This window comes from Skermanella stibiiresistens SB22, from assembly GCF_000576635.1.
GTDB lineage: Bacteria > Pseudomonadota > Alphaproteobacteria > Azospirillales > Azospirillaceae > Skermanella > Skermanella stibiiresistens.
In genome coordinates this window covers 138,433-145,534 of the sequence record NZ_AVFL01000018.1, presented here as the reverse complement: position 1 = coordinate 145,534, position 7,102 = coordinate 138,433, and the positions used below count along the sequence as shown (strand labels likewise).

Sequence of the window (7,102 nt, the reverse complement as noted above, 5' to 3'; positions counted from 1 at the left end):
GGGGCGGGTGCCGGGACCGGAGCGCCGCCCGGAGGAGCGGCCTGCGGCGCCGGCCGCGTCGCCGGAGTCCCGGCGCCCGGATTGGTCACGGTGTCGTTCCGCAACGCGCCGCGCAGATCGGCCTCGCGGCGGCGGAGACCCTGCTGGATCTCCTCCACCCGCGCCGGCTGGACCTCGATGTCCGGGCTGATGCCCAGCGCCTGGATCGAGCGGCCCGACGGGGTGTAGTACCGCGCGGTGGTCAGCCGCATGGCGCCGTGTCCAGGCAGCGGGATGATCGTCTGGACGGAGCCCTTGCCGAACGACTGGGTGCCCAGCACGATCGCGCGGTGATGATCCTGGAGCGCCCCGGCGACGATCTCCGACGCGGAGGCCGAGCCGCCGTTGATCAGCACCACGACCGGCTTGCCCTTGGCGAGATCGCCCGACTTGGCGTTGTAGCGCTGGCCGTCCTCGGGCTTGCGGCCGCGGGTGGAGACGATCTCGCCCTTGTCCAGGAAGCTGTCGGAGACCGAGATCGCCTGGTCGAGCAGGCCGCCCGGATTGTTGCGCAGGTCGAGCACGTAGCCGGTCAGCTTGTTGCCCAGGTCCTTCTCGATCCGCTCCACCGCCCGGTCCAGGCCCATCTGGGTCTGCTCGTTGAAGGTGGTGATGCGGATATAGCCGACATCGCCCTCCTGCCGGAAGCGGACCGACTGGATCTTGATGGTGTCGCGGGTGATGTTGACGTCGAAGGGCTCGGCGCCCTCGCCGCGCCGGACGGTCACCTTGATGTTGCTGCCGACCGGGCCGCGCATCTTCTCGACCGCGTCGGCCAGGCTCATGCCCGAGATCGCCTCGCCGTCGAGATGGGTCAGCAGGTCGCCCGGCTGGATGCCGGCGCGGAACGCCGGGGTCTCGTCGATCGGGGAGACGACCTTGATCAGGCCGTTCTCCATCGTGACCTCGATGCCGAGCCCGCCGAACTCGCCCCGCGTCTGCACCTGCATGTCCTGGAAGCTTTTCCGGTTCAGGTAGCTGGAATGCGGGTCCAACGACGTCAGCATGCCGTTGATGGCGTTTTCGATCAGTTGCTCATCGGTGACCGGCTCGACATATTCCGACCGCACGCGTTCGAACACGTCGCCGAAGAGGTTGAGCTGCCGATAGGTTTCCGACGTGTTGGTCTCGGCGATCGCACAGGCCGGCGCCAGGAGTAGAACGCCCGCTAGGGCGGCAGCACTGATCGTTCTCATCATCTAACCTTGTCCTTTCCCATCGGAAGCGGGGAGGCCGCGCTGCGGGTTGATGGGTTGACCGTTCCGTCGCAGCTCGAAATAGAGATCCGGGTCGCCGTCCGCCGGGCTACCCATGACACCCAGAGGTTCACCCGCCAGAACGCGCTGGCCGACTTTGGTGTCGATACGGCCTAGTCCCGCGATAAGACTATGGTATCCATTGGGATGTTCAACGATCAAGATAAGCCCATAGCCGCGGAACGGCCCGGCGAACATGATCGACCCCGATGACGGCGCCACCACCTGGGCACCGGCCCGCGACGTGACGGTCAGCCCCCTGCTGGTGACACCGAACTTGTCGGCCTCGCCGTAGCGGGTGGTGACCCGCCCGGCGACCGGCAGGCGCGACGCCTCCTCCGCCCCGTCCCGGTCGGGGGGACTGGGAGGCGTGATCGAGGCGGCCAGTTCGCGTTCGCGCGCCGCCGCCGCCGCGGCCTCCTGGGTGGCGCGCTCGCGCTCGGCCTTCTCGCGCTCCACCTTGGCGCGGGCGATGGCCTCGGCCTTGCGGCGCCGCTCCTCCTTCCGCCGTTCCTCCGCCTCGCGCTCCAGCCGCTCGATCAGGCCGCGCAGATCCTGCGCCTCGCCACCGAGCTTGGCCATGCGGTCGGCGACCTGCTGGCGTTCCGTTTCCGTCTGCTGTTGGAGCTGCTGGCGCCGCTCGACCAGCTTGGCGATCTCGGACTGGCGCGCCGCCAGGGCGGTGCGGGCGTCGCGGGCCTGGGTCCGGCGCCCCGCCAGATCGGCGCGCAGGTCGGCCAGCTTTTGCAGCGCCCCCGCCAGCGCTTCCGCCCGTTCGCGGAGGATCGGCACGGCGGAACGCAGCAGCAGGGCGCTGCGCAGCGTGTCCACCGGCGATTCGGGCCGGGCGATCATGGCTTCGGGTGGAATGCGCGAAAGCCGCTGGAGGCCGCCCAGCAACTCGGCGATGCTGGCCTTGTCGGCGTCGAGCTTGTCGGACTGCGCCTTGTCCTCGGCCTCCAGGGCGCTCAGGGTTTCCTCCAGCCCGGTCAGCTCCGTCTCCAGCAAGGCCGCCTCGTCGGCGGTCTGGACCAGGCGGCCGCGGAGCGAGTTCAGTTCCTCCTCCAGCGCCTCGGACGAGCGGGCCAGCGTCTCGTCGCGCTTGCGGCTGGCCTGGAGCTGGCGTTCGACCTCGGTCAGGGAGCGCTGCGCGTCGCGCGGGTCGGCCCTGGGCTCGGATTGGGCGACCGCCGGAAAACCGGAGCCGCCGAACCCAGTCGCGACGCCAAGGAGGGCGGCCGCCGTCATCGCCACCCTCCGCATGGCGCCTATTCCGCCGGCAGTCGCGCCGCGTCGCGGCGCAGCAGGGAACGGCCGGTCATCTCGGCGGGCTGGGGCAGGCCCAGCAATTCGAGCATGGTCGGCGCGATGTCGGCCAGCTTGCCGTCGGCGAGAGCGGTCGTGTCGGCCGGGCCATCGACCAGGACCAGCGGCACGAGGTTGAGGGTGTGGGCGGTGTGCGGGCCGCCGGTGACGGGGTCGCGCATCATCTCGCAGTTGCCGTGGTCCGCCGTGACCAGCATGGTGCCGCCCTGCCGGGTGACGGCGTCGACCAGCCGGCCCAGGCACTGGTCGACCGCCTCGACCGCCTTGATCGCGGCCGGCAGGATGCCGGAGTGGCCGACCATGTCGGGATTGGCGAAGTTGATCACGATCATGTCGAACGTGCCGCCGTCGACGGCGGCCACCGCCTTGTCCGCCAGTTCCGGCGCCGACATCTCGGGCTGGAGGTCGTATGTGGCGACCTTGGGCGAGGGCACCATGATGCGCTCCTCACCGGGATACTGTCTTTCCTCGCCGCCGTTGAAGAAGAAGGTCACGTGCGGGTATTTCTCGGTCTCCGCCATCCGGAGCTGGGTCAGCCCCGCGTCCGACACGACCTTGCCCAGCACGTTGGTCAGTTCCTTCGGCGGGAAGATCGCGGTCATGAACTCGTTGAGGTCGGTCGAGTACTCGACCATGCCCGCGGCCGCCGCGAACCTGATCGGGTTGCGCCGCTCGAACCCCTTGAAGCCGGGATCGAGCAGGGCGGCCAGGATCTCCCGCGCGCGGTCGGCGCGGAAGTTGACCATCAGCAGGCCGTCACCGTCCTTCATGCCGGTATAGCCGCCGATCACTGTCGGCAGGACGAATTCGTCGCCGGTGTCGGCCTGGTACGCCGCGTCGATCGCCGCCAGCGGATCGGAGGCCTCCAGCCCTTGGGCCGCGACCATGGCGTTGTACGCCCGCTCGACCCGCTCCCAGCGCTTGTCGCGGTCCATCGCGTAGTAGCGGCCATCGATGGTGCCGAAGGTGACGCCTGGAACGCCCTCGATATCCTTGAGGAACGCGCCGACCTGCTCGCGGGCGCTGCGCGGCGGCACGTCGCGGCCATCCAGGAAGCCGTGGATCACGACCGGCACGCCGGCGGCGCTCAGCGCCTTGGACAACGCCGCGAAATGATGCTGGTGGCTATGGACGCCGCCCGGCGACAGCAGGCCCATCAGGTGGCATGATCCGCCGGTGCCCTTCAGCGCCTCGATCAGGCCGTTCAGCGCCGGGTTGCGGCCGAACTCGCCCTCCACGATGGCCCTGTCGATCATCGGCAGGTCCTGGAAGACAACACGGCCGGCGCCGAGATTCATGTGGCCGACCTCGGAGTTGCCGATCTGGCCATGGGGCAGTCCGACATCCTCCTCGCTGGCGTGCAGGAAGGCGCGCGGACCAGCTTGCCACAACCGGTCGAAAACGGGAGTGTTGGCCTGGGCCACGGCATTGTCCGCCGGGTCCTCACGATAGCCCCAGCCATCGAGAACGCAGAGGACGACGGGGCGGGGGCGTTTGGTGTCGGTCATGGCGGACATAGCACTATCCCAGTTTGGTAAAGGATCCGTTTCGGCACACGAACCCAACAACCAGTTTATGCACGATGATAGGGGTGTCCCGCCAGAATCTGTTGCGCCCTGTACAATTGCTCGGTCACCATGGCGCGGACCATCATGTGGGGCCACGTCATGGGGCCGAGCGCCACCATCAGGTCCGCCCGCTTTCCGACCGCCTCGCCATGGCCGTCGGCGCCCCCGATCAGGAAGGCGATGTCGCCGACCCCGGTGTCGCGCCAAGTGCCGAGGCGTTCGGCGAAACGTTCGCTCGACAGCGCCGTACCCCGCTCATCGAGCGCCACGATCATGGCGTTATTAGGGACGGCGGCCAGCAAAAGATCGGCCTCGAGGCGTTTCAGCTCCTCCGAGGACACGCGCTTCCTGACCTCGACCTCCTTGAGGACGAGGGTCCATGTCATCCGCCGGGCGTACTCGTCGTACAGGTCGCGCGCCGGCCCAGCCCGAGCCCGCCCAACGGCGGCGAGCCAGATCTTCATGGCGGAGGACACCTCGCTTCAAGACCACCCGCGGCGGGAGCGTCGGCTTCGAGTACGCCCGCCTCGCGAAAGGCGGTCAGGCGTACAGCATTTCCTGGCGCGGCGCCGGCGGCTCGATGCCCCACATCTTCTCCAGATTGTAGAAGCTGCGAACCTCGGGGCGGAACAGGTGGACGATGACGTCGCCGGCATCGATCAGCACCCAATCGGCCTGCGGCATGCCTTCGATCTCGACCGCCTGGGCGCCGGCGACCTTCAGCTTCTCGCGCAGATGCGTGGCCATGGCGCCGACCTGCCGCGTCGAGCGGCCGGATGCCACGACCATGTAATCCGCCATGCTGGTCTTGCCGGCGAGATCGATGACGACGATATCCTCGCCCTTGTCGTCGTCCAGCGATTGGACGACCAGATCCGTGAGCCGCTTCGGCAGTTCCAAATGCGCCATGTCGGCGGGAATCTGCTGGGAACCTTGCCCGCTTTCGGGGGCCTGTTGCGTGAGCGTAGCTATGGCTTTCACCTCTATTGAACCGGTTGACCACCGGAGGCCGCCGCCTGCTCGCGGCGCCTCCGTATTTCCGTCGCCGATGCCGGATGCAGCGGGTTTTGGAAAAAGACCCAGGCCGGTGGCTCCATCTCGGGGAGCTCCCGTGCCCGGATCTGGCCGACCCGGCGACACCTGTAACGTCGCGCGGCTTTGCCGTGCAACGCCCTTAAAGAATATGGAGGACGGCTGAAGACTGCAACGGGTGTTCCGTCAAAGATTCGCGTCCAACTCTGCCAACGCGGAATCTGCGTCAGATTGTCGGCGCCCATCAGCCAGACGAAACGGGTGCGGGGGAAGTATCGCCGCAGTCCCGCCAGCGTCTCCGCCGTATAGCGCGTTTCCAGCCCGCATTCCACATCCGTGACGACGATTCGGGGATGCTTGGCGACCAGCCGACCGCCCGCCAGCCGCTCCTCCAGCGACGCCATGCCGCGGCTCGGCTTCAGCGGGTTCTGCGGACTGACCAGCCACCAGACATAGTCCAGGTCCAGCAGCTTGAGCGCCAGCAGGCTGATGTGCAGGTGCCCGTCATGGGCGGGGTTGAACGATCCGCCGAGCAGGCCGACGCGCCGCCCGGCCCAGGCGTGGCCCCCGTAAAGATTGACGCTCCTCACGCCGCGATCGGGCTCCGGCCGGCGGTTGGGGCCGTCTTGAGGGAGGCGCTCAAGGACGCGTTTGCCCGGTGCCGCGCACCTGATACTTGTAGCTGGTCAGCTGTTCCGCCCCGACCGGTCCGCGGGCGTGCAGCTTGCCGGTGGAGATGCCGATCTCCGCCCCCATGCCGAACTCGCCGCCATCGGCGAACTGGGTCGAGGCGTTCCACAGCACGATGGCGCTGTCGACCTTGTTGAGGAAGGCTTCGGCAGTGGCCGCGTCCTCGGTCACGACGCTGTCGGTGTGGTGCGAGCCGTGGCGGTTGATGTGGTCGATCGCGGCGTCCAGCCCATCGACCACCCGAACCGAGATGATCGCGTCGAGATATTCGGTGTCCCAATCGGCGGCGGTGGCGGGCTTGACGCGGGCGTCGAACCGGCGGGTCGCCTCGTCGCCGCGGACCTCGCAGCCGGCCTCGATCAGGTCGCCGATCACGGCGGGCAGGATCGCCTCCGCGATCGCGCGGTCGACCAGCAGCGTCTCGGCGGCGCCACAGACGGAGGTGCGGCGCATCTTGGCGTTCAGCACGATGTCGCGCGCCTTGCGCGGGTCGGCGGCGGCGTCGATGTGGACGTGGCAGATGCCGTCCAGATGCTTGATCACGGGGATGCGGCTCTCGGCCGCGACCCGCTGGATCAGCGACTTGCCGCCACGCGGGATGATCACGTCGATGTCGTCGGTCATGGTCAGCATGATCCCGACGGCGGCGCGGTCGGTCGTTGGCACCAGCTGGATCGCCGCCTCGGGCAGGCCGGCGGCCGCCAAGCCGTCGCGCATGCAGGCCGTGATGGCGCTGGAGGACTCGAAGCTGTCCGAGCCGCCGCGCAGGATGCAGGCGTTGCCCGACTTCAGGCACAGCCCGCCAGCGTCGGCGGTGACGTTGGGGCGGCTCTCATAGACGATGCCGATCACGCCCAGGGGAACCCGGACGCGGGCGATCCTCAAGCCGTTGGGCCGGTCCCATTCCGCGATGGTGGCGCCGATCGGATCGGGCAGGGCGGCGACATCCTCCAGCCCCTTGGCGATCCCCTCGATCCGGGCCAGGTTGAGTTTCAGCCTGTCCATCAGGGAGGCCGCCGTGCCGCGCGCCTCGGCGTTGGCGATGTCGCGGGCGTTTGCTTCCAGAATGGTGGCGGACTGGTCCCGGATCGCCGCCGCCGCCGCGAGCAGCGCCTGATTCTTCCGCTCCGTCGGGGCCTGGGCAAGCACCGCGGCGGCGGCGCGCGCGTCGGCGCCCAACCGGCTCATCTC

General features: G+C 68.7%; 7 protein-coding genes. All 7 read right to left on the bottom strand.

The annotated features are described in order from the left end of the window. On the bottom strand, positions 1 to 1,238 hold a 1,238-nt coding region (locus N825_RS22435), incomplete at its 3' end, for a S41 family peptidase (protein ID WP_245613201.1). Beyond that, positions 1,239 to 2,558 carry a murein hydrolase activator EnvC family protein gene (locus N825_RS22430; RefSeq protein ID WP_037457196.1) on the bottom strand — a complete coding sequence of 440 codons (1,320 nt, stop codon included), beginning with the start codon at positions 2,556 to 2,558 and terminating at the stop codon, positions 1,239 to 1,241. A 5-nt stretch (positions 2,559 to 2,563) separates the two neighbouring features. Further along, entirely contained in the window at positions 2,564 to 4,129 is a 1,566-nt protein-coding gene (gene gpmI, locus N825_RS22425; RefSeq protein ID WP_037457300.1) for a 2,3-bisphosphoglycerate-independent phosphoglycerate mutase, read from the bottom strand. Between the two features lie 65 nt (positions 4,130 to 4,194). After that, positions 4,195 to 4,653 (bottom strand): 23S rRNA (pseudouridine(1915)-N(3))-methyltransferase RlmH, encoded by a 459-nt coding sequence (gene rlmH, locus N825_RS22420; RefSeq protein WP_037457193.1) that lies wholly within the window; start codon positions 4,651 to 4,653, stop codon positions 4,195 to 4,197. Between the two features lie 76 nt (positions 4,654 to 4,729). Further along, positions 4,730 to 5,098, bottom strand: coding sequence for a ribosome silencing factor (gene rsfS / locus N825_RS22415; protein WP_037457190.1), 369 nt, complete (start codon positions 5,096 to 5,098; stop codon positions 4,730 to 4,732). A 74-nt stretch (positions 5,099 to 5,172) separates the two neighbouring features. Next, positions 5,173 to 5,811, bottom strand: coding sequence for a nicotinate-nucleotide adenylyltransferase (locus N825_RS22410; protein WP_037457186.1), 639 nt, complete (start codon positions 5,809 to 5,811; stop codon positions 5,173 to 5,175). A 49-nt stretch (positions 5,812 to 5,860) separates the two neighbouring features. Next, on the bottom strand, positions 5,861 to 7,099 hold the full coding sequence (locus N825_RS22405) for a glutamate-5-semialdehyde dehydrogenase (protein ID WP_051512772.1): 1,239 nt from the start codon (positions 7,097 to 7,099) through the stop codon (positions 5,861 to 5,863). Positions 7,100 to 7,102: the final 3 nt, after the last annotated feature.

Coding starts and splice junctions, on each gene's coding strand:
- N825_RS22430 (WP_037457196.1), bottom strand. CDS start 2,558: ATGCGGAGGGTGGCGATGACGGCGGCCGCCCTCCTTGGCGTCGCGACT.
- N825_RS22405 (WP_051512772.1), bottom strand. CDS start 7,099: ATGAGCCGGTTGGGCGCCGACGCGCGCGCCGCCGCCGCGGTGCTTGCC.
- rlmH (WP_037457193.1), bottom strand. CDS start 4,653: ATGAAGATCTGGCTCGCCGCCGTTGGGCGGGCTCGGGCTGGGCCGGCG.
- rsfS (WP_037457190.1), bottom strand. CDS start 5,098: ATGGCGCATTTGGAACTGCCGAAGCGGCTCACGGATCTGGTCGTCCAA.
- gpmI (WP_037457300.1), bottom strand. CDS start 4,129: ATGACCGACACCAAACGCCCCCGCCCCGTCGTCCTCTGCGTTCTCGAT.